The 17,282-nt window shown below is 49.1% G+C and carries 22 protein-coding genes and 3 pseudogenes; 14 read left to right on the top strand and 11 right to left on the bottom strand.

Annotated features, from left to right (window positions below):
• Positions 1-152: 152 nt before the first annotated feature.
• The 3 genes from ABXS88_RS00705 to ABXS88_RS00695 all read right to left on the bottom strand — a co-directional run bounded on the left by ABXS88_RS00705 (position 153) and on the right by ABXS88_RS00695 (position 2,660).
• The gene (locus ABXS88_RS00705) at positions 153-575 is read right to left on the bottom strand and encodes a hypothetical protein (RefSeq protein ID WP_353673297.1); all 423 of its coding nucleotides are present in this window, start codon (positions 573-575) and stop codon (positions 153-155) included.
• Positions 576-1,460: 885 nt separating this feature from the next.
• A complete protein-coding gene (locus ABXS88_RS00700) occupies positions 1,461-1,772 on the bottom strand; it encodes a hypothetical protein (protein ID WP_353673296.1) in 312 nt (103 codons plus the stop codon).
• A gap of 357 nt (positions 1,773-2,129) precedes the next feature.
• Positions 2,130-2,660, bottom strand: a complete 531-nt coding sequence (locus tag ABXS88_RS00695; protein ID WP_353673295.1) for a hypothetical protein — start codon at positions 2,658-2,660, stop codon at positions 2,130-2,132.
• Between the two features lie 333 nt (positions 2,661-2,993).
• On the opposite strand from ABXS88_RS00695, the gene ABXS88_RS00690 reads away from it, so the two are divergent.
• The 3 genes and pseudogenes from ABXS88_RS00690 to ABXS88_RS00680 form a co-directional block, all read left to right on the top strand.
• Positions 2,994-3,656 (top strand): HEAT repeat domain-containing protein, encoded by a 663-nt coding sequence (locus tag ABXS88_RS00690; RefSeq protein WP_353673294.1) that lies wholly within the window; start codon positions 2,994-2,996, stop codon positions 3,654-3,656.
• Positions 3,657-3,700: 44 nt separating this feature from the next.
• On the top strand, positions 3,701-3,961 hold the full coding sequence (locus tag ABXS88_RS00685; protein WP_353673293.1) for a hypothetical protein: 261 nt from the start codon (positions 3,701-3,703) through the stop codon (positions 3,959-3,961).
• A 336-nt stretch (positions 3,962-4,297) separates the two neighbouring features.
• A pseudogene (locus ABXS88_RS00680) lies at positions 4,298-4,402 on the top strand (hypothetical protein); the annotation flags it as partial.
• Between the two features lie 470 nt (positions 4,403-4,872).
• Here ABXS88_RS00680 and ABXS88_RS00675 read toward each other — a convergent pair.
• On the bottom strand, positions 4,873-5,247 hold the full coding sequence (locus tag ABXS88_RS00675) for a hypothetical protein (protein ID WP_353673292.1): 375 nt from the start codon (positions 5,245-5,247) through the stop codon (positions 4,873-4,875).
• On the opposite strand from ABXS88_RS00675, the gene glsA reads away from it, so the two are divergent.
• The 7 genes from glsA to ABXS88_RS00640 all read left to right on the top strand — a co-directional run bounded on the left by glsA (position 5,212) and on the right by ABXS88_RS00640 (position 8,825).
• Positions 5,212-6,048, top strand: a complete 837-nt coding sequence (gene glsA / locus ABXS88_RS00670) for a glutaminase A (RefSeq protein ID WP_353673291.1) — start codon at positions 5,212-5,214, stop codon at positions 6,046-6,048. The genes ABXS88_RS00675 and glsA overlap by 36 nt on opposite strands.
• Before the next feature lie 57 nt (positions 6,049-6,105).
• Complete coding sequence (locus tag ABXS88_RS00665; protein ID WP_353673290.1) at positions 6,106-7,020, top strand: transglutaminase family protein; 915 nt, start codon at positions 6,106-6,108, stop codon at positions 7,018-7,020.
• Between the two features lie 310 nt (positions 7,021-7,330).
• The gene (gene vapB, locus ABXS88_RS00660) at positions 7,331-7,570 is read left to right on the top strand and encodes a type II toxin-antitoxin system VapB family antitoxin (RefSeq protein WP_353673289.1); all 240 of its coding nucleotides are present in this window, start codon (positions 7,331-7,333) and stop codon (positions 7,568-7,570) included.
• On the top strand, positions 7,571-7,966 hold the full coding sequence (locus ABXS88_RS00655) for a type II toxin-antitoxin system VapC family toxin (protein ID WP_353673288.1): 396 nt from the start codon (positions 7,571-7,573) through the stop codon (positions 7,964-7,966).
• 112 nt (positions 7,967-8,078) lie between these two features.
• Positions 8,079-8,333 carry a UPF0175 family protein gene (locus ABXS88_RS00650; RefSeq protein ID WP_353673287.1) on the top strand — a complete coding sequence of 85 codons (255 nt, stop codon included), beginning with the start codon at positions 8,079-8,081 and terminating at the stop codon, positions 8,331-8,333.
• Positions 8,326-8,676 (top strand): DUF3368 domain-containing protein, encoded by a 351-nt coding sequence (locus tag ABXS88_RS00645; RefSeq protein WP_353673286.1) that lies wholly within the window; start codon positions 8,326-8,328, stop codon positions 8,674-8,676. The genes ABXS88_RS00650 and ABXS88_RS00645 overlap by 8 nt, the downstream gene beginning before the upstream one ends.
• Positions 8,673-8,825, top strand: coding sequence for a DUF3368 domain-containing protein (locus tag ABXS88_RS00640; protein ID WP_353673285.1), 153 nt, complete (start codon positions 8,673-8,675; stop codon positions 8,823-8,825). Before ABXS88_RS00645 ends, ABXS88_RS00640 begins: the two co-directional genes overlap by 4 nt.
• A 36-nt stretch (positions 8,826-8,861) precedes the next feature.
• Here the strand turns inward: ABXS88_RS00640 and ABXS88_RS00635 are convergent, their stop codons facing one another.
• Positions 8,862-9,647 (bottom strand): hypothetical protein, encoded by a 786-nt coding sequence (locus tag ABXS88_RS00635; protein ID WP_353673284.1) that lies wholly within the window; start codon positions 9,645-9,647, stop codon positions 8,862-8,864.
• Here ABXS88_RS00635 and ABXS88_RS00630 point away from each other — a divergent pair.
• Positions 9,618-9,949 (top strand): annotated as a pseudogene (locus ABXS88_RS00630) (transposase); the annotation flags it as partial. The gene ABXS88_RS00635 and the pseudogene ABXS88_RS00630 overlap by 30 nt on opposite strands.
• Here ABXS88_RS00630 and ABXS88_RS00625 read toward each other — a convergent pair.
• Together ABXS88_RS00625 and ABXS88_RS00620 are read right to left on the bottom strand one after the other, a co-directional pair.
• Positions 9,949-10,470, bottom strand: a complete 522-nt coding sequence (locus ABXS88_RS00625) for an IS630 family transposase (protein ID WP_353673283.1) — start codon at positions 10,468-10,470, stop codon at positions 9,949-9,951. The pseudogene ABXS88_RS00630 and the gene ABXS88_RS00625 overlap by 1 nt on opposite strands.
• Before the next feature lie 38 nt (positions 10,471-10,508).
• The gene (locus ABXS88_RS00620; protein ID WP_353673282.1) at positions 10,509-11,018 is read right to left on the bottom strand and encodes a helix-turn-helix domain-containing protein; all 510 of its coding nucleotides are present in this window, start codon (positions 11,016-11,018) and stop codon (positions 10,509-10,511) included.
• Between the two features lie 82 nt (positions 11,019-11,100).
• On the opposite strand from ABXS88_RS00620, the pseudogene ABXS88_RS00615 reads away from it, so the two are divergent.
• Positions 11,101-11,253 (top strand): annotated as a pseudogene (locus ABXS88_RS00615) (transposase); the annotation flags it as partial.
• A 148-nt stretch (positions 11,254-11,401) separates the two neighbouring features.
• Here the strand turns inward: ABXS88_RS00615 and ABXS88_RS00610 are convergent.
• The 4 genes from ABXS88_RS00610 to ABXS88_RS00595 form a co-directional block, all read right to left on the bottom strand.
• The gene (locus ABXS88_RS00610; RefSeq protein ID WP_353674846.1) at positions 11,402-13,093 is read right to left on the bottom strand and encodes a phosphatidylglycerol lysyltransferase domain-containing protein; all 1,692 of its coding nucleotides are present in this window, start codon (positions 13,091-13,093) and stop codon (positions 11,402-11,404) included.
• A complete protein-coding gene (locus tag ABXS88_RS00605; RefSeq protein ID WP_353673281.1) occupies positions 13,093-14,013 on the bottom strand; it encodes an alpha/beta hydrolase-fold protein in 921 nt (306 codons plus the stop codon). The genes ABXS88_RS00610 and ABXS88_RS00605 overlap by 1 nt, the downstream gene beginning before the upstream one ends.
• A gap of 411 nt (positions 14,014-14,424) precedes the next feature.
• Entirely contained in the window at positions 14,425-15,003 is a 579-nt protein-coding gene (locus ABXS88_RS00600) for a thioredoxin family protein (protein ID WP_353673280.1), read from the bottom strand.
• A gap of 42 nt (positions 15,004-15,045) precedes the next feature.
• Positions 15,046-16,188, bottom strand: a complete 1,143-nt coding sequence (locus tag ABXS88_RS00595; protein ID WP_353673279.1) for a Na/Pi symporter — start codon at positions 16,186-16,188, stop codon at positions 15,046-15,048.
• A gap of 70 nt (positions 16,189-16,258) precedes the next feature.
• On the opposite strand from ABXS88_RS00595, the gene ABXS88_RS00590 reads away from it, so the two are divergent.
• Positions 16,259-16,888 carry a sigma-70 family RNA polymerase sigma factor gene (locus ABXS88_RS00590; protein ID WP_353673278.1) on the top strand — a complete coding sequence of 210 codons (630 nt, stop codon included), beginning with the start codon at positions 16,259-16,261 and terminating at the stop codon, positions 16,886-16,888.
• On the top strand, positions 16,878-17,222 hold the full coding sequence (locus ABXS88_RS00585) for a hypothetical protein (protein WP_353673277.1): 345 nt from the start codon (positions 16,878-16,880) through the stop codon (positions 17,220-17,222). Before ABXS88_RS00590 ends, ABXS88_RS00585 begins: the two co-directional genes overlap by 11 nt.
• Positions 17,223-17,282: the final 60 nt, after the last annotated feature.

The following is a 17,282-nucleotide window of genomic DNA, read 5'->3' as shown; positions in this document are numbered from 1 at the left end:
AGGCCCGGCAAATTTTTTAACTGTTTTGGGGATTTATCGGCCCAAACCTCAGGGATTCCCTAGGGGGTTTTGACTGACTAGTAGAAAACCCCGACCATAGCCGGGGCTGATTGGTTATTCCCAAGAAACTATCACCTTAGTGTTCCCTATTTTTAAAAAGCCAAGCACAAATTCGATTCCGCAAGATCAACCGACAATACTCGTTCCACAACGGTATGATGCATCCAGTTGATTTCGTAGGCCCCGAAGTAGGAATGGATCAGCGAATGCAGTTTAAGGTCATACATCCGTTGGATGATCTCTTCTCTGAACCAATCCGCTTTACTGGCGTATCCTTCGAGTTCTACAGAATGCACTAGATTAACGTAGCGGTCACAGAGGGCATTTCCATCAACCATTTTTTCGATATAACCCAACTGACGGGCAGTTTGAATATTAGAAAGAACAGTTTCAAAGGTTTCCTGAGGGTCAGTTGTGCCACAAATGTGGGTAGCACGACTCGCCAACAAAAGAGGGAGAGTAGAGTCTTCTGTACGTTGTAGCTCTTGAAAAACACGATTGATTATACTCTTCATTAGCAGAACCTACCATTGACTAAACCGCATCATTGATAAGTGATTATACAGACCCCACTGCCCCTGTGTGTACAGCCTAAGATTCACAATCTTAAAACACTCTTAAAAGGAAAAGTTATGGATGCAGAATAAGACCTAGCTAGAAGCATGTTGTTACTATGTCAGATAAACACACATTTTTCTGACGAGTCTTTTTCAGACACTGCATTAGCCCTTGACCAGCTTTTGTCCGTTGCAAAACCAGGTTGGCACTGATTTGAGTTCCCAGAACAATTTGACTGGCCCTGAAATCTCAATTCTAGGCCCGGTCGACACGCATAAAAAAACGAGGCCCGGAGGCCCCGCGAGAAAAACTAGACCAAAACCGAAAGCCGACGCAAGCGAGCGACCCGAGAAGACAAAGCCCCACCAGAGAGCGAACGCCCAGAGGCAGAACGAAGCAGGCAACATCCGGAAACGACAGAGGGCGGAAGCGGGAACCCACCAGGCGGAATGACCCCCGGCACAAGGCGAGGAACAGGACGACGGAGCAAACAGGAAACGAAGCAGAACCAAACAGCAAACAAAAACAAAGCGAACATGGCCAAAACCGCCAGAAACAACGCGGTTAAGGAGACCGAAGGGAGACAAGGGCGAGCAATCTGATAACCAAGGCCCCCACCATAGCCCCGCAGGGCCAAGGGAAAGCGGGGGCAACGGAAGGTGAGTTGATGCCGGAGGCACCCTTGACCCCGTAGGTAGAATGGCCAAACCTGGCGTGGCAGTGCTTATACAGGTAGCCCCCCGATGAGGGGGGGGATGGGGGGTTAGACCTTGTTATTTCAAAGCCGGGCAGAGCCGGGCGAAACTTGAACGCGGCCGGCCAAGGGCAGGACGCAACGATCATCACTGAGCCGAACAGATGGAGCCCGACCAAACCCCAGGCCGGAGCAGGCCCAATGGTTCAAAAAGGGCCAGGCAATACTTCTGAGAAGTTTGGGAGTGATGGAAAAGGATGAGATTATCCCCGCCGCCGATGTGGAACGTGCCGCGATAACTGACCTGGAGGCCAGGGCCTGGGAAATTGACCAGTTCTAGATGGGTGTTATCATCCAAGTTCAAGGTGTAAGGGAGGCAACCAGCCGGCGAGGCCTGGATATGGGGTTTGAGGTGCAGTGGAACGGAAAACAGGGTTAAGAGGCCAATTAGAATAGCCAAAATGATGATAGCTAATTGACATCGATATTTTGGCTTTTGCAGAAATTCTCATTATGAAAATGATTCTCACTAAATTGTCGACTTTCAACTTCTTCAAGTAACTGAAACCCTTATTACGTCGTTCGGGAAATTGAGCAAAGCGGCTTGTTTAGGCACCTGCTTTAGAACAAGCGTATTAAACCAAGAATTGCTGGCATTTGAAGGTATTTTGCCCTCTTATTACTGATAAGATTTAGTATATTGCCTAAAACCCTTTTCGCTCAAAGCTTTCGACAATTTTCAAAAAATCGACTTCTCCGTTCTGACGCAAGAGGGATAATATCGCTTTCAAGCACTTGTGTCCGTCCCTGAGACTCTTTAGCTTTCTTGTTGCTCTGCTGGAGCAAGTCGTTTTTTTATGACACCAAGCAAATACTCTAATTGTTGCTTGACGGATTCGTGGGTATATTCATCTTCAGGGTGAGGGGTCTGCCCTGGTGTATTAAAATGCGGTCGTGAGCCATAGAGCTGTCCCCACCGAAAATCAGTTTGTCGCACCAATTCATATAATTTTTCAGGATGGGCCAAGGTATCTTCTAAATATTTTTGTAGCGCTACTAAGGGACGCTCAAAAGATTGACTAATAAGTGCATCCGCTTCATCTACATCATTTTGTAGAACCAATAACAATGCACCACTAGAATCTTGGAGTTCTTCACGCAGGAAGGCTTTTAACTCTGTCTTGAGTTGCACTAACTTTGGTACAGGAGATTCCCCTTTCAAAAAATCTCCCCCCGCCTGACCAATGACATCGGCTAAGGTAAATTTCCGTCCGGCGATCGCCTCTAAAAAAATTTCTCTGTCTCTATCGGGGTCTGGATTGTTAGAAGTTTGGGTATCGGCGGCCATGGCTGATTGAGTACGTGTATAGGTCGAAAGACACAGAAAACTGACCTGCTCTTTTTATCGTAATGCTAAGGCTGGAGTGCCATAGATGAGAAATTCCACCCCTAATCTGAGATTTATCTTGAATTATGTGAAGGAGATCGCCATAGTGGCATCTAGCATCCATGGGTTTTAGACCAGAGAAATCTAGGAAAATGAGGTATCAAAGCTTGCCAGCCAAGAAATCCCGTCCGAAATAAGGTGATTAACCTTTATTTTTTTGTGTAATTCCCCCCAATATTCAGTAAAGTTTTGTAAACTGGTGTGTAACGATATGTAAATTCATTAATTTCAACCATGGACTCAGCCAACCTAGAATCTCGTATTGATAGTCCTAATCCAGCAGAACGCATGGCGGCGATCGCCGAATTGAGACATTGTTCGCCGGGAGTAGCGGTTCCCTTACTCAAGCGACGTATGTGCGACAAAGAATTTATTATTCGTTCCCTGGTGGCAGGGGGCTTGGGTCGTCAGAACACAGAAAGTGCCTTTGAAGCTCTGATTACTCTCATTGAGTACGAAAACGACCCCAATGTCCGGGCTGAAGCGGCAAACTCCTTGGCCAAATTTGGCGAGTGCTCTCTTCCTTTTCTATTAAATTTATTTGAACAAGATACTCATTGGCTAGTACGGCAAAGTATTCTGGCTGCTGTCTCTGCCTTTGACCATTCAGAAATTTTGTTACAGCTTTGTCAATGGGGCATTGCCGATGATGACATCTTCGTCCAACAAGCGGCGCTCGCCTATTTGGCCGACCTCAGTGGAACCTCCTCAGAGGAGGGCGCTCTTGCGGTGTTGTTACCTCTGGCAACGGTGGAATCAGCGGATATTCGTGCTCAAGTCGCCAGAAGCCTTGGTTACTTTGAGCACCCAGAGGCCAAGGCGGCCCTCGCCGAACTCCAGCACGATAAGGATCATTACGTGATTGGTGCAGCTCTGGAACGGCTTTTGCTTGTGTGATCATCGCCATAATCTTTTCACCCTATTTTCGTTATTCCAAAACTATGTTTCCCTCTCTTTTTGAAGCAACCAAAACCTACTGGCGCAAATTAGATGAATTAGACGTCGCCTACCAAGAGGGCAAAATTCCCCTCCAGGAAGTGGATACAAAAGTCGCTGAATTAATGGCAGAATTGGCTCAGGAACGACGCACTGCTCTAGCAACGCTAATGCAATGGTTAACATCACGACGGGACACTATTCTTGGCCTTGCCATGGTTGTGATTGCCATTTACACCTGGATGCTCACCACTCGGCTATCCTAAATAGGACTTAGGCACATTTTGAACAGACAATAGCCTAAAACTTAGTCAAAACACTAGATTTAGGTCAAAGCTCCGTTCGGGACATCATTGCTCAGCTAGGAGAACTTTATGGAGCCAAGGTGTCGGCAAGTCTAACTAGTCAGGGTAAGCGCAAGAACAAAGAGCTAGTAATATGCTAAGGAACAACCCTGCCCAGAATCCCTGAGATGTCCTATGGCAAACGGTTTTGCCTCATTCCAAGACTCAGCCCATCGACAGCGTTCCCCGCAACCATTGCCGGCGGCTCTCAACGCTAAATCGGTACAACAGCAGTGGGAATCTTAATTTGCTGAACTAGAAGACCCCCGTAGGCGCAAAGGGGTAGAGCATCCATTTTTGAGCATCATGATGATTGCGATTTTGGCGGTGATTGGGGGGGCAACAGAGGTGCATCCCACTTGAAAGAGTTCATATCAACTTAGTCTAATCTGACGCCTTCAATGTGCCTATTTCAACCGTCTTTCTCCCCCTAGCCTGTGTGTACTATCTTAACTGGGATGAACCCCATTGTGAATGGTAATCCCGAATTAGCCAGAATCGGTCTGAATATCAGAATCATAGGGTATTAAATTAAACATAGCTTGGTTGACTTTATTCGCTCTCAATCAATCACTTTCCTCAGCTAAAGGGTATAACTAGAGATTAGGAAGAAGCTTTCCGTCTAACACTCTCCAAAGCGTGTTAGACATATTAGCGTACTAAAAATGACCTTCTTTGAGCGGAAAATCCAGTACTAGAAGGTGCTATTTCCAGAAAAATAGCTCTGATTTCTCAGACTGATACAACTCTGCAACAAAACTTGATCAACTCTAGTGGGGGGATGAGGGGTTAGACCTTGTTATTTCAAAGCTGGGCAGAGCCGGACGAAACAATTACCACTGGGCCGAACAGGCAGAATCTGACCAAATCCCAGGTTGGAGCAGGCCCAATGGTTCAGAGAGGGCCAGACAATACTTCTGGGAAGTCTGGGAGTGATGAAAGAGAATAAGATTATCACCGCCACCAATGTGGAATGTGCCACGATAACTGACCTGGAGGCCAGGGCCTGGAAAATTGACCAGTTCTAGATGGGTGTTATCATCCAAGTCCACGGCGGAAGGGAGACAACCAACCGGCGAGGCCTGGACAGTATGGCTAGTGATAGTGACTTGGCAAGTGATGCTCTTCTTGATGGCCACCCGCTGAATCTCCTGCAAGGCCCCCTTGACCTCATGGAGATCCTCCTTGAGGGCCTGTTTCGCCATCATCTGCAAGAAACTGGGAAAGCCCATGGCAGAGAGGATACCCACCATCAGGGCCACGATGACCGCCTCCATCAAAGTCCAGCCTCGGTTAGGTGTGAAGATGAGGCCCGCGATAAGCTCGGCGTCAGAAGCACTGGTCTGCCCTTTAATTCTGTGATTGCCATTGAACGCATTGATGAAGGGACAAGCAATCCTATGGTTAATGCCGGAGCGATCGCCGCCACCAGTCTGGCCCCCGGTCAAACAGCGGCCCAGAAGTGGCAATTTATTCACGATGGACTATCCAGATTTGCTGGCAGAACCCTATCCCTTAACGAGGAAGTCTATCAGTCTGAAGCCGCCACCAATCAACGGAACCAAGGCATTGCCAAACTCCTCCAGGCCTATGATCGTATCTTCTTCGACCCCGTTGAAGCGACCGATGTTTACACTAAACAATGTTCTCTCAACGTAACCGCTAAGGATTTGGCCGTCATGGCAGCAACCCTGGCCAATGGGGGCGTAAACCCGTTAACCAAAGAACCCATTATTGATGCCATCCACTGCCAGCACGTTTTAGCGGTAATGGTCACCGCCGGACTCTACGAAAATTCTGGCGACTGGCTCTATGAAACGGGTCTACCCGGCAAGAGTGGTGTCAGTGGCGGGATGGTCACGGTTTCTCCGGGTAAAGGCGGGCTAGGGATTTTCGCTCCCCCCCTCGACGAGGCTGGCAACAGCGTTAAAGGCCAGCTGGTGACTCGTTTTCTTTCTCAACAGTTGGGACTGAATTTATTCGCCTCCCAGCCTTTTGCCGAACATTAGCCCTGGCTCATCAGGGTTTTTGGATAATGTAGGACATTTAGATTATGGGTGAAACTCATGACTGTTATTTATGACTTAGAACATATAACGACTTACCGTTATCGCAAGCCGGTTACCTTCGGCGAACATCGCGCCATCTTCTTGCCCAGTGCCAGCTATGGCGAACAGATTTTGAGTTACTCGCTGACAACCAATATTCCTGCCAAAATCCGCTGGACAATGGATACCCTCTCCAACAATGTGGCAACAATTACCTTTAGCGAACCGGCCCAAGAGCTGAGTGTCACTGGCTGGTTGCGTGCTGAACATTTTGGCATAAAGGCGATCGCTGAATTTCCTTTAGATGCCCGTGCCATCGAAATTCCAGTGCAATATACTCCAGATGAATGGCTCGATCTGTCTCGATATATGCGTCCCCATGCCGAAGATCCTGATGGTTGTCTTGCCGCTTGGGCCAAAAGCTTCGTTGCCGGTGATCAGGATGATACCCTCAACGTGCTACAATACATGATGGATAGCATTAGAAACAACTTGACCTACCAAGCCAGGGAGACAGAAGGAACCCAATCCCCCGGTGAAACTCTGCGGTTGAAATCGGGAACTTGCCGAGACTATGCTTGGCTAATGATTGAGGCATTGCGGCGGTTGGGCTTAGCTTGTCGCTTTGTTAGCGGCTACCTCTACGATGCCGCTCTTGATGGTGGAGAAGTCGGAATGATTGGCTCCGGGGCCACCCATACCTGGTTACAGGTCTATCTTCCAGGAGCTGGTTGGCGCAATTATGATCCGACCAATCAAATTACCGCTGGATTTGATCTGATCCCAGTGGCGATCGCCCGTCATCCGGGGCAGGTCATTCCCCTGTCGGGTTTCTGGTTTGGAGACGCTCAAGACTATTTGGGCATGGAGGTGAACGTAAGCATTCGCAAACTGGGCACGCTCCCTGAGTTTGAAGAAGGGAAATCGGGATGAAAAAACTAAGCCTCTAAGCTAAAATGCTCACTGAGTTTGGCCTCCTTCTCATTCGATAAATTTGACTGAATCAGTTCGGCATTTACCCCTCCAAGGGCCTCTTCTACTTCGTGGATTACAATTAAGCGGAATAATTGGAATATAGATTGAGCCGTTCTAGGTGGTAGAAAATTTAAACATTTTACAGAAAAACTCTCTTGTCTTTCCTTGCCGCTTTCCCTTAGCCGATGCTGAAATTTTCCCTGAGGGGTTGGCCGAAAAGAGAATCGTTATATATATTGTAAATATATACTTGGGGTTGCAGTGTAGGATGAAAGCTTCAAAAACCGCAAAAATCTTTATGAATGGTAATAGTCAAGCGATCCGACTGCCCCAGGAGTTTCGCTTTGAGGGGAAAGAGGTCTATATCCGCAAGGAGGGAGACGAGGTGATTTTGTCACCAAAACCGAAGTCCTGGCGTGATTTCTTTGAAAATGGGCCCTTGCCCTCCGAGGATTTTATGGTGAAGCGAGATGATGAACGGCCTCAGGAGCGAGAGGATTTGTTTTAGATGTTTCTGCTGGATACCAATATTTGCATCTATATCATCAAGAAAAAACCACCAGCCGTGTTAGCCCGATTCGAGCAAATTGACCCCAGTGCTTTGGGGATATCCATTGTCACGTTAGCTGAATTAGAATATGGCGCAGCAAAGTCCTCTAATCCTCAAAAGAATTACCGGGTTGTTGAGGATTTTGTTCGCTATTTAGATGTTTTTAGTTGGGATCGTCCGGTTAGTCGAATTTATGCGGAGATTCGCGCCGATTTAAATAAAAAAGGAACTCCTATTGGTTTACTGGATACACAGATCGCCGCCCACTGCTTGAGTTTAGACCGGGTTTTGGTGACCAATAACGAGCGAGAATTTTTAAGGGTACCGGGTCTGTCGGTGGAAAACTGGGCTTAGTCTCTGAGCTGTGAATATTGGCCCGCCGCTGATGGAACAGGGGATAAACCTTCAAAATAGCTTTACATTAAAGTCAGAGCCTGAAGACACAACCGACTGGAGCAAGCCAACCATGACCTCTATGCTGACTATCCCCTATCCTGAAAATTTTCCGGATGCTCTGGGTGAAACGAAACACGAGTTTGAAGAAGAGGCGAAATGGTCGATGGCCGTTAAGTTATTCGAGCGACGACGACTCTCCTCCGGCATGGCAGCCACCTTAGTTGGAGTAGATCGAGTCACCTTTCTTCTACGTCTCCAGGAATTTGGAGTTGCCATGATAGATCTGAGCGAGGATGAAATTTTATCTGACTTAGCCAATGCCTAAACCGACCCAAATTGTCATTAATACATCTCCTTTATTAGCTCTGATTGCTGGGCTAGGAGATTTAGCTATTTTGGGAGAATTATATGAAACTGTTTTCGTAACCTATGAAGTAGGGCAGGAGATTTTAACAGGAGGGAAACTAGGATTTGGCATTGCCGAATTTGAACAAGCTAAATCTTTACAGCGACTCGATAAGCCGCTACAAATTATGCCTTTTTTACTCAATTCTTTAGATTTAGGGGAAGCCTCTGTGATTCAGCTTTCTTTAAATTTAGGGATTGCAACCGTTTGCATTGATGAAGCAATTGGCCGCCGCATTGCCAGGTTAAATTCACTCAAATGACGGGTTCCATTGGCATTTTACTCAGAGCTAAGCAAGAAGGTTATGATTTTTCTATGCAAACAGTGATTACTCGGATGCTCAATCAAGGTATTCGTCTTAGTTCGAGCGTCATTCAAACTGCCCTAAAAGAGTCAGGAGAAATTGATTAATAAGTATACAAGCTTAAGATGAACTGGAGGCTTTGCTTATTCATCCTTATTCCCCAAGACCAGGATCTTCACCAGGGTTAACTGTGACCGCAACTTGGCCCACTGCTTCCAGGTCGCGGCCTTCTGTCGGTCATAGGCCGATAACTCCGCCAGGTACTGTTTGCTGTCCCCTTCCCCGAACTGGTAGGAAACTCGACTAATCTCCAACCGTTGCTTCTCCCGCTTGGCAATCTCCTTCTCTATCTGGAAGTCTCGGGCGATTTCCTCCAACTTCAGGGCCTCTAGGGTAACTCTCTCCCGTAGCTTGTCGGCAATCTCTGCTTTATTGCGTTGCAGTTCTGCTACCTTTACCTGGAGGTCACTGATGGCAATGGAACGACTCAGTTGGGCATCGTTGGCATTCAGGCTCGACCAGTTGAATAAGGCCCCCAGGCCTTTCCCCAACAGGGCTGCTCCCAAGTCACCAAAGATGATGCGGAAGGGATTAGCGACCGGGCCTTCAACGCCGTTGTTCACTGGCCCCAGGGTGGAATAGAGGAAGCTTTGTAGGAAGGAGGAGAAGGTGGAAAGGGCAATGGAGTCTAGGTTTCTGGCCTTGGCTTCATCAATGCGGTTGTTGGCCTCGGCGATGCGCTCATCGAGTTCCCGCAGGAGTTTGGAGCTATTGAGGGCCGCATTCTGGAGTTGGTTGACCCATTCAGTGGTGGCCTGGACGCAGGGCAATTCTCCCTTCAGGCCCTCCCAAAAATCTTCACTAACAGGACTTACGCAAAGTTGGTATATGGTGAAGGGATGAGATTGACAAAAATAGACTATTGCCAATACCTATTGAGCAGTCCTATAAATTACACTCTGACGAACTTGTCAGAGCATTTGGCTGGGGTTGTCACGACACTATCAATCGTTATCTACGGGGCGAGAAACTAACTCCGCGTTTGCTGTTGGACAATGTCAAGTCCTCTGTCGTGTCTGATGCTAGAGCTTACCTTATCTTTGATGACACCGTACTGGACAAGCGATTTTCCCATTCGATTGAGCTAACCCGACGACAGTACAGTGGTAATGAGCATCGTGTGATTAGGGGAATTGGTCTGGTGAGCTGTGTGCACGTTATACCAAATCTTCAAAGTCTGGCTACAGATAGTGCCTCTAGTATCGATGCCCTTCCTGTGATTGAGGCTATCGTCTCCTTCGTTAAAACCAGTAATTGTTCCCGCAATAACTCCCTCAGCTCATCTAAGGTATTAGGACTCTTCCAGCGCAATCTTTTTTTCAGGTATTGCCACACTTGCTCTATCGGATTACTTTCCGGGCAATGAGCCGGTTGAAACATCAGGATGATATTCTCTGGCACCTGCAATCGCTTGGCCTTGTGCCAACCCGCTTGGTCTACCTGGATTATCAAAATACTGTCGCTATACTGCTGTGCCACCAGATTGAGAAAGATTTGAAAACAGTCGCTATTGCAGTGACTACATTCCCAGAAAAAATACTCTCCCGTTGCTGGTTCGACGACCCCATACCAATACATTGCCTTGAACTGCCACCGTACTTTCCCTACCGGTTTGACTCCCCGGGCTGTAATTCTTCGTCCTGTTATGGTTTTCAAGCCAAAGCGGCTTTCGTCTTGACAGAACAATCTCACTGAGCCACTCCAACCCAAGACGTTCAGAGCAAACCCCCCTAGCATCGCCAGGTTCTCTGCCAGTTTTTTTTATAGGTTTCTAACTGAGCTTGGTCTTGTTGCTCACTCCGGGGTCGCACTACTTTCGGTGATGCTTTGAGTCGGTAATAAACCCATTTGTGGACGGTTTTGTAAGCAGCTTCAATCCCCAAGTTGCTCGCCAACCACTGGCGTATCTCCTCATAACTCTCAAAGCCCTTTGGTTGTTCTAAACGCTGTTTCAACTTCTCTTCTGCCCATGGGGGTAATGTTGAGGGTGCCCCGCTCGCTGGTTTGTGAGTGAGGAGTTGCTCTAGCCCGCCCTGACGATACATCCGAGCCCAGGTTTGGATAGTCACTCGATGGCGACCCAATAACTCGGCGGCTTGTTGAAGGGGGGTTGCTTGCTGGCTTTTGAGCAGATACAGCAATTGCACTCGTTCTTTATCCGAGGCTGTTTTTGGGTCTCGCAGTAGGTTTTTGAGTTCTGTTGAACTTTCCTTAATCTCTAATTTGTAGACACCGGCCATCTTTTTATCCCACGATTGTCATTCTTCCATTTTATCTGTAGTCTTAACTCAGGGATTTGGTATTAATCCTGCGACGAGCCAGTTTTGGGTGATAGACTATCGACTCTATGACCCGGAAGGGGATGGACAAACCAAGCTCGACCATGTCTCGACAATGCTCGATAGTGTGGTTCATATCAAGGGTCTGCCCTTTCGGACTGTCCTAATGGATAGTTGGTATGCCACTCGACGGATTGCTCTCCAATTACTTGATTCACCAACTTCAGCATCCCGATATTCCTATGACTCTTGCGTAAGTCCTGAAATCACCCAGATGGACGTGATTAGCAAGATCCCGCTGATCAAGGAAGGAAAAAAGCGGAATAATCGTTTCAGCAGGGTTTTTAGTTACCAGTGGGTTTTAAGTAATCCACAAGGCGATCACCTGAATCTGCTCTAACCAGGGCAACCACCACATCGGGTAGGGCAAACCAGCCTGGATAAATCAAATAGCGGGGCTCCCAACGGGGGTGAAACTTTTCTTTATAGATGTGTAACCCCTGAAAGTTATAGAATTGGTTAAGATGCCTGTAGAGATAGCGCACTGCTCTTTCTAATCGGGGCGATTGCTTGGACATACCGATTCCAGACAGTGCCGACAGTCCAAGGTTAAACCTGTAATAGCCTTGTTCCTTGAAGTGCTGAAATAAGGAAACAAACAGAAAATCCATGGTGCCATTTTCTACGTTTTGCCGACGGCGCATTAGATCAATTGTTGCTTCATTGAGACGATACTCAGTGATAACATTGGCAAAAGCCGTCGCTTGCCCATGGGCATTTCGTACCACAGCAATCTCACAATCCCGCAGATAGGCCTCATTAAACCAGCCGAGGGAAAACTTTTTCTCAGATCCTTGCATCATCTGGAGCCATTCATCACTAACCCAGCGCAATTCCTTCAACAGGCTGTCGGTAATAGGGGGGGGATAAAACTCAACCTTGTGGCCTGCTTTCACCATTTTGCGGATCGAAGTTCGCAGATTTTTCCCTGCCTTCCCCTCCAGGGTAAACGTATGCAGATCAACAATGGCCTCTTCACCAATTTGCAGCACTTGCAGCCCTAGAGCTTTGTACAGATCCAAGTCATCAGGCAAGGTTTGATAAAACGCTGGATACCAGTCATTGCGAGCACAAAACTGCTGAAATCCGGCAATCGCCTCCTGCCGATCCTCATGGGGGCCGATCGGATCCCCCAGGGCAAGAGCGCCCCGACCTTTGGCGGCATAGGCAATTACGCTTTGTCCTGAAGGACTGAAATAATATTCTTTATCATCCAACAGCGTGAACCGTGCCAGGGAGGACTGTCCATAGCGTTCGACAATGCTTTGGGCACGTTGGCGATCGCGCTTTGTTGCATCTGATCGCAGCAGTACAGGACGCAGCAGCATCCATACTCCATAGCTCAATGTAACTGCACCAATAATGTAAATCGAATCGGCAAAAAACTTACCAAATCGATTTGTCGGCTGCAACCCGGCATTATCATCGGTGAAAAACATCGCCAGTGTTTGCAGAAGGGCTGACCCCAGATCAAAGTTCACCGAATAGTGGCGATCGAGTAAATAAAATCCCAACGTACCGTATGCCAGTGTAAACACCAATGCGACTATTAAACTCCGAATTCCCTGGGCAACGGAAGGGCGATCAGACTGAGCTGTAAACTGCTGACGCATCAGCACAAGCTGCACTAGCAACACTCCCGCCAGAATACTTTCCTCGTAATCCCAGCCTTTGATTAAATGACTAATGATCGAAAGCGTCAACAGGGCAATCGTGAGCAACCAGGCAGTCCGTTTTCGTCTGAGCAGATTTGCAGACAGTATTAATAGCAAAAAACCAATCACGGCAGCAAATATATGTGCCCCCGCCCGCACCGGAAAGGGAAAAAAATCTTCTAACCATCGGACCCGATCGTGTAGGCTAGGCGTCACTGCAGAGACTAGGTTGACAAGACCCATCCCCGCTGTCAGTAGAGTGACACTCCAGAGCCAAAATCGAGGATGAGGTGATTGCAATGCGCTTCTGACCGATCGCATCATCTCACCCCCGCTTGTTTAAATTGTCTACCTACGTAGCTTAGAGAATCTACAAGATGTTTATGGAAATAGTTCCAGCCATAGTCCGCCCCAGTTAACCCATGCCCACCTGGAAAGGCATGAAATTCATTGGCAACCCCTAGGTGGTTTAACGTTTGATGAAATTGTTGAGTTGATGCTAGCAAATCGGTGTCGCTTTGACCTCCATCTAGATAGGCGCGAATTATCTGAAGCTGAGTCCTGGGAATCTGCCGGATAAATTGATTTGGACTATTCTTAGTTCCGCTACTATCGGTGAAATAACCAGTGTGACTGAAAAAAATGTGGAAGGTATTAAGGTGCCGCAAGCCAATATTGTAAGCGCCCCAACCTCCAGACGATACGCCTCCTATGGCCCAATACTTGGGATCATTCAAGGTGCGATAGCGGGATTTAATCACCTGTGGCAGTTCTACCCCAATCAACGTCCCTACGTTTCCATTTGGACCATCAAAATACTGGGGATCCCAAATTGGGCTAGACCCTCGATTATCATTACCATCCGGGCTGATTAGAATAGCGGGAGATAGTTGTCCCTTGCGGTAAAGCTGATCCAGCACTGAGGTGAGGCCATATTTGTCATAAAACGCCCGCTCATCATCATGTCCACCGTGGAGCAGAAAAATTACGGGATAGCTCTGTTGAGGCTGCTTTTCGTAGTTTGGCGGCAAGATCACACCATAGCGTCGGGGGGCCCCCATTGCCGTACTGTTAAAGGTTTCTACCTGAAAGCTAAAATTCTTGCTTTGAACAATGGTAGGTGCATCAAGCTGAGGGGCACCGGCTACAAACACATACCAGTAAATCAGTGCCATTAATACGCCAATCAAGGTTGTGCCAATCCATAGAATCTGTTTGACCTTCATCATATCTTTTCGCACAGAAGTATTGAACGATGGAAGCAAAGATTAAAAATGATGCAGTTGCCATCAATCAAAATAACAATCCCACATCTGCTCAGTTGTATTTATACCTCCTTATAAACCAGGTTTTTATCCGTTAGATCATTGGGCACTAACTAGCGCCGGTCTATTGTACGAATTCTTCTTACGTCCCCTCCTCTTGCACAGGAGGGGATGGGTAGATTTATTGGTGTGGTTAGGCTTCAGAGATTGGGTATGAACAATAGACTTAGTACAGAAATGACTGGTGGACAAGCGAATGATTTATACTCTCGTCTAAACGAGAGGAAGCAAAGAAATTGGAGGCCTGCGAGACGAAAGCTTTGGCGATTTAAAGAAGGAATTGAATCAATATTCCCTATAGCACGCTAGAAAAGGGCCAGACTAGCGTTAGGCTAGGGCCGGTTCTTGGCCGGCTTTCCATTTGATATTGCAACCAATGCTGGGTTTCTGGTCGGGATTAATGGGCTGACCAGCTAACAGGGCCTGAATGGCTTGGCGCAGATCCTGGCCGGTCACAGGAAGGCCATTGCTGGGGCGGCTGTCATCAAGTTGGCCTCGGTAGACTAAACGACGTTGGCCATCAAAAAGGAAAAAGTCGGGAGTACAGGCCGCTTGGTAAGCTAGGGCGACGGCTTGGCTTTCATCGAAACAGAGGGGAAAGGTAAAGCTCAAACTTTCGGCCATGGCTTTGAGGCTGGCTGGGGCATCGTCGGGGTACTTTTCGGCATCGTTGGCGCTGATGGCCACCATGCCCAGGCCCTGGGGAAGATAATCCTGGCCTAACTGGGCTAATTCCGCCTGAATATGTTTAACAAAGGGGCAATGACGACAAATAAACATCACCAGCAGGCCCTTTGCCTCTGCAAAGGTGGCTAGGGAAATGGTTTGGCCGGAGACGACATCGGGCAGGGTAAAGTCGGGGGCCTGGGTTCCCAGGGGCAGCATGGTGGAGGGAGTTAAAGCCATGGTTTGGAAGCAATAGGAATTTTTCCTAGTCTGCCATTCAATTCACGACCTCGGCAAGGACAGCAGGAGGCCGCAACCCGGTAGGAGAAAGAAGACCGCAAGCAGGTAAATCAGGGCCCAGTAACGACGATGAGCGGCAAAGTGAGCCAGACGACGGGCACAGACCAGGGGCAGTTTTCGCAATCCGGGCAAGCCGTAGAAGACCAGCACGCCGCCGATGTTAAACAATAGATGTACCAGGGCAATGGCCAGGGCCGCCTCAGGATTTTGGGTCACGGCCAGGGCCGCCAACAGAGCCGTTAAACAAGTCCCCACATTGGCCCCCAGGGTGAAGGGATAGACTTCTTCGAGACTTAGGAGGCCGAGGCCAGCCAAAGGAACGATCAAGCTGGTGGTAGTGGAGGAAGATTGGACGAGCACTGTAATCAACAGGCCAGCCCCCAGGGCCAGAATGCCGCTTTGCCCCAGAACTCGTTTGAGTAGGCCTTGGGCGGGCCCCAAAAGTAACTGCTTCAACAGACGACCTAGACCGCCAATACTTAGAAAAATCAGCAACATTCCCCCTACCAGCAGGGCCAGACCGCCCCAGACTGAGGGTAGGGGATGGATAACTGTCATGGCTAAATGGACAAGGGGCTGAGTTGAGGCCTGAATGGGATTAAAGCCCGTAAGGCCTGGCAGACTCATCCCCTGGAGCCAGTGACTGCCAGCTAAGGCCAGGTGCTCTAGCCCATGGGTGGTTAGTTCGAGGGGGAAAAAGAGCAACAGACTCCAAAGATTAAAAAAGTCATGTACCGTGGCCGCCCCAAAGGCCCGTTCAAAATCCTCCTGATCGCCCCCTTGGGCCAGGCTGACCAGGGTATTGGTGACGGTTGTGCCGACATTGGACCCCATGACCATCGGAATCGCCAAGCTAATCGGCAGGCCCCCGGCCACCAGGCCGACAATAATGGTAGTGACGGTACTAGAGGACTGGAGCAGGGCCGTGGCAAGTAAACCAACTAAAAGACCAGCCCAGGGTTGATTGGCAAAGGTAAAGAGGGCCTCTAAGCGCTGGTCGGTCAAAAGGGCCAAACCAGCCCCCAGCAGTGCAATAGCCAGGAGTAAGGCATAGACGAGACCCAGAACCAGGCCCCAGGCCCAGGGAGAAATGGCTGAGGAGGAGGAAGGAGAAGTAGCGGTCATAGGCAGACAAGGTGAACCCTTTCTACTGTCCCTGGGTCTAAACCCCCGTAGCCACCATTGAGGTTAGTGGATGCTGGTGGATAATCCAATCCAGAGCGGCAACGGCCCCCGGCCAATTTCAGCGCCATCCTCCAGGGAAGCCCTGGGAGATCAGCAGTTAGTTCTACAAAGTCAGCGGGGGGACAGCGGGGCCTTCCGACAATTGTACCGACGGCACCAACAAAAGGTTCGTTCGACCCTCTATCAACTCTGTGGGGCCCAACGCCTGGATGATTTGGTGCAGGAAGTCTTTCTGCGGGTCTGGAAGAGCCTGCCCCAACTGCGTCAGCATCGCTACTTTGCCACTTGGCTCTATCGGATTACCTGGAATGTAGCCCAGGATGAACGCAGGGCCTTGGGTCAAGTGGCCCGTCATCAGGCCCCGGAAGAAGCCCTGCTGGAGACGGTTTCCCTCAGTCGTCCCCAGGATAGCCCGGATTTAATGCACTTGCATTATCAAGACTTGGTGTGGCGGGGCCTCCAGCAACTCAGTTTTGAGCACCGTACTGTCTTGGTATTGCACGACCTCGAAGACCTGCCTCAAAAAACCGTGGCGGATATTTTACAACTGCCCACGGGAACCATCAAATCTCGCCTGTTCTATGCGCGTCAGGCTATTCGCCAGTACCTCCAGGCGCAAGGAGTTCAAGATGTCCTCTAATTCCCCCCATGACCGGCCCCTCGTCCACTTCCTACAACGGCATCGCCCGCTTCCCCCTCCGGCCCTCCCGGCCTTGGAAGACGAGTTGATAGCCTGTTTGCCGCGTCAGGCCCTGGCCTCCCAAAAGGCCCCCCGCCGCCTGCTGGCCTGGGGCCTCCCTCTAGCGGCGGTGGCTAGTGTTATGGCCGGAGCCATCGTCCTGCCTTCCTCCTGGCGAACCGCCCAGCAGACGGCGACCCCCACAGAACTTGAGGCCTTTTTGCTGGAAAGTTGGTCGGTAACGGCGGATAGCAACACCGATGAACCAGCCCTCCTTTCCGCCGGCTATGACTAGGGGGCAGCAGAACCGACTTCCCCTGGCCCTGTCCCAAATTCTTTTTATCCCTTGGAGATC

Source organism: Synechocystis sp. LKSZ1 (assembly GCF_040436315.1).
Taxonomy (GTDB): Bacteria; Cyanobacteriota; Cyanobacteriia; order Cyanobacteriales; family Microcystaceae; genus Synechocystis.
Note: the sequence above shows the minus strand (reverse complement) of the source record. Positions and strands in the feature narration are given on the sequence as shown.

Bases quoted from the DNA above. Each gene is read 5' to 3' on its own strand.
- ABXS88_RS00610 (WP_353674846.1), bottom strand. From the start codon at position 13,093: ATGCGATCGGTCAGAAGCGCATTGCAATCACCTCATCCTCGATTTTGG.
- ABXS88_RS00695 (WP_353673295.1), bottom strand. From the start codon at position 2,660: ATGGCCGCCGATACCCAAACTTCTAACAATCCAGACCCCGATAGAGAC.
- ABXS88_RS00620 (WP_353673282.1), bottom strand. From the start codon at position 11,018: ATGGCCGGTGTCTACAAATTAGAGATTAAGGAAAGTTCAACAGAACTC.
- glsA (WP_353673291.1), top strand. From the start codon at position 5,212: ATGGAGATCCTCCTTGAGGGCCTGTTTCGCCATCATCTGCAAGAAACT.
- ABXS88_RS00595 (WP_353673279.1), bottom strand. From the start codon at position 16,188: ATGACCGCTACTTCTCCTTCCTCCTCCTCAGCCATTTCTCCCTGGGCC.
- ABXS88_RS00600 (WP_353673280.1), bottom strand. From the start codon at position 15,003: ATGGCTTTAACTCCCTCCACCATGCTGCCCCTGGGAACCCAGGCCCCC.
- vapB (WP_353673289.1), top strand. From the start codon at position 7,331: ATGAAAGCTTCAAAAACCGCAAAAATCTTTATGAATGGTAATAGTCAA.
- ABXS88_RS00590 (WP_353673278.1), top strand. From the start codon at position 16,259: ATGCTGGTGGATAATCCAATCCAGAGCGGCAACGGCCCCCGGCCAATT.
- ABXS88_RS00690 (WP_353673294.1), top strand. From the start codon at position 2,994: ATGGACTCAGCCAACCTAGAATCTCGTATTGATAGTCCTAATCCAGCA.
- ABXS88_RS00705 (WP_353673297.1), bottom strand. From the start codon at position 575: ATGAAGAGTATAATCAATCGTGTTTTTCAAGAGCTACAACGTACAGAA.
- ABXS88_RS00675 (WP_353673292.1), bottom strand. From the start codon at position 5,247: ATGATGGCGAAACAGGCCCTCAAGGAGGATCTCCATGAGGTCAAGGGG.
- ABXS88_RS00640 (WP_353673285.1), top strand. From the start codon at position 8,673: ATGACGGGTTCCATTGGCATTTTACTCAGAGCTAAGCAAGAAGGTTAT.
- ABXS88_RS00585 (WP_353673277.1), top strand. From the start codon at position 16,878: ATGTCCTCTAATTCCCCCCATGACCGGCCCCTCGTCCACTTCCTACAA.
- ABXS88_RS00685 (WP_353673293.1), top strand. From the start codon at position 3,701: ATGTTTCCCTCTCTTTTTGAAGCAACCAAAACCTACTGGCGCAAATTA.
- ABXS88_RS00650 (WP_353673287.1), top strand. From the start codon at position 8,079: ATGACCTCTATGCTGACTATCCCCTATCCTGAAAATTTTCCGGATGCT.
- ABXS88_RS00665 (WP_353673290.1), top strand. From the start codon at position 6,106: ATGACTGTTATTTATGACTTAGAACATATAACGACTTACCGTTATCGC.
- ABXS88_RS00645 (WP_353673286.1), top strand. From the start codon at position 8,326: ATGCCTAAACCGACCCAAATTGTCATTAATACATCTCCTTTATTAGCT.
- ABXS88_RS00655 (WP_353673288.1), top strand. From the start codon at position 7,571: ATGTTTCTGCTGGATACCAATATTTGCATCTATATCATCAAGAAAAAA.